Genomic DNA, 2,003 nt, shown 5'->3' on the forward strand with positions numbered 1-2,003 from the left:
CGATCACGCGAAGTCCCGCCGGGGTGCCCGGCCAGTGCCGGCGCAGCGCCTCCGGGCCGGCGGTCCGGATCAGCAGCCGCAGGACCCAGGCCACGACCATGACGTCGTCGGCATAACCGATGACGGGAAGGAAATCGGGCACCAGGTCGAGGGGGCTGGCCAGGTAGGCCAGCAGCAGCACGAGCAGCATCCGGACCCGGCCCGGTACCGCGCGGTCCCCCGCCAGCCGGCGCAGCAGCCGCAGCAAATCCGGCAGCAGGCGCAGGGAGTCGCGCATTCCCACGGTCTCCGGGTGCCGGCGGGCGTACCACCACAGGCCGGCCAGCAGCACCGCGTAAACCAGGACGAGGCCACCGGCAACACCGACCAGCAGGTCGACCCAGTCCACGTTCTGTTCCCTTCCCGGCGCGGCCGCGACGTCGTACTTTCCTTGGCCGCGCTACGGCAACTGTAGGGCAGACAGGGACGTCCATGTGCGGTAGCGTCCAACCATCACGGCGGCCCGGCGAGTGCCGGGGCGGCTTCGGCAATCCTTCGGAGGGACCTATGCTGCGCGGAATGAGTACGGTCAGTTACTACACCCCGGACCTGCCGGCGGCAGTCGAGTGGTACTCCGACCTGCTGGGGAAGAAGCCCTACTTTGAGCAGCCGGGCTATGCGGAGTTCCGGGTCGGCGACTACGAACACGAGCTGGGGCTGATCGACACCATGCACGCTCCGCCCGGGCACGCTATCGACCCCGGCGGCGCGATCCTTTACTGGCATGTGGACGATGTGCGGGCCGTGCGGCAGCGACTGCTGGACAAGGGTGCGAAGGAGTTGGAGCCCGTCACGGAACGCGGCCACGGATTCATCACGGCCTCGGTCGTGGATCCGTTCGGCAACGTGCTCGGCATCATGCAGAACCCGCACTACCTTCAGATGCTCGGCTCCTCCGCTCCGGCGTCCTGACGTTGAGGCGCCGCAGCCACCGCTGCCCGGGTGGCTGGACCGCCCAGTTCACCGTCACGGTGCTGAAGGCCCACCGGAAGCGTTGGGCAAACGCGGCCCGGTCGGCGAAGATCCGGCCGGCCGCGCCGACGCTCAGCCGCCGGTCGAACCTGATCCGCGCCCACGGAGCCAGCTGGAAGCTCAGGTCCAGGTCGTCATGGATGTCCTGCCGGTCGCGGTGGACGCCCGCCCTGGCCCGCTCCCAGGCAGTCCGGCGCATGGCGAAGTTCGATCCCCACACCGGGGTGGCCGCCATCGCGAGGCCGGCGCCGAGCCGGTAGCCGGAGCCATAGGCGTTGCTGGCCAGCCAGGCCACCGGACGCGGCAGGTCGTAAAACCGGCCCGGACCGGTCAGCGCGTCCAGCCCGGGGTCGGCGTCGAAGCCGGCACCGATCCGTGCCAGCCAGTCGGCGGGAGGACGGGTGTCGGCGTCGCAGCGGACGATCACCGCGGCGGTCGTGGCGTTAAACCCCGCGGCGGCGGCAATGTCGACGTCGGAGCCTGCGGAGGCAGCGTCGAAGCCTGCGACGGCGGCGTCGTAGCCCGCAGCCGAGGCGGCCGGGATGCCGGGGCGTCGTTCGACGACGACGCGCGCGCCGGCGGCCCGCGCCACGTGGGCCGAGGAATCGGTGCAGTTGTTGTCCACGACGACGACCTCGAAGGGCTGGCGGGTCTGCCGCCCCAGCAGCGCAAGGCACTCGGCGAGCGCCGCGGCGTCGTCAAGCACCGGGATCACCACCGTCATGATGGTTTGATACCGGTCCCGGGGACGGGCCTCCGCTCCCCCGTCGTCGCCCCGCGGTCTCACCGGATTCCCGCGTACCAGATCAGCAGCATGGTGACCAGGAAACCGACCACATAGTTCAGCCACAGGAACCGTTTCCACCCCGCGTTCGCGGCTGCCGAGCCGGCGTCGTCGATTCCGGCGAAGCGCAGCACGTTGGCCAGGTACGGCAGGGCCAGGAGCCCGGCCAGCGGGCCCGGCCAGTCGGTGGCCAGCATCAGCAGTCCGG

Annotated in this window: 3 protein-coding genes and 1 pseudogene; 1 reads left to right on the plus strand and 3 read right to left on the minus strand. The window is 70.7% G+C overall.

Annotated features, from left to right (window positions below):
• A partial coding sequence (locus tag AC5RV2_RS17435; RefSeq protein ID WP_494093379.1) for a YkvA family protein occupies nucleotides 1–388 on the minus strand: 388 nt, incomplete at its 3' end.
• Between the two features lie 170 nt (nucleotides 389–558).
• Between AC5RV2_RS17435 and AC5RV2_RS17440 the strand changes: the two genes are divergently transcribed.
• Nucleotides 559–951 (plus strand): VOC family protein, encoded by a 393-nt coding sequence (locus AC5RV2_RS17440; protein ID WP_494093380.1) that lies wholly within the window; start codon nucleotides 559–561, stop codon nucleotides 949–951.
• On the opposite strand, the gene AC5RV2_RS17445 is transcribed toward AC5RV2_RS17440, so the two are convergent.
• Both AC5RV2_RS17445 and AC5RV2_RS17450 read right to left on the minus strand, forming a co-directional pair.
• Nucleotides 896–1,735: a glycosyltransferase family 2 protein gene (locus AC5RV2_RS17445; RefSeq protein WP_494093381.1), complete on the minus strand. Its 840-nt coding sequence runs from the start codon at nucleotides 1,733–1,735 to the stop codon at nucleotides 896–898. The two genes, AC5RV2_RS17440 and AC5RV2_RS17445, sit on opposite strands and share 56 nt — an antisense overlap.
• A gap of 59 nt (nucleotides 1,736–1,794) precedes the next feature.
• Nucleotides 1,795–2,003: pseudogene (locus AC5RV2_RS17450) on the minus strand (prenyltransferase); the annotation flags it as partial.

The sequence above is a fragment of the Arthrobacter sp. Y3225116 genome (genome assembly GCF_059091245.1).

Excerpts from the sequence above, each read along its gene's own strand:
- AC5RV2_RS17440 (WP_494093380.1), top strand. The coding sequence starts at position 559 with ATGAGTACGGTCAGTTACTACACCCCGGACCTGCCGGCGGCAGTCGAG.
- AC5RV2_RS17445 (WP_494093381.1), bottom strand. The coding sequence starts at position 1,735 with ATGACGGTGGTGATCCCGGTGCTTGACGACGCCGCGGCGCTCGCCGAG.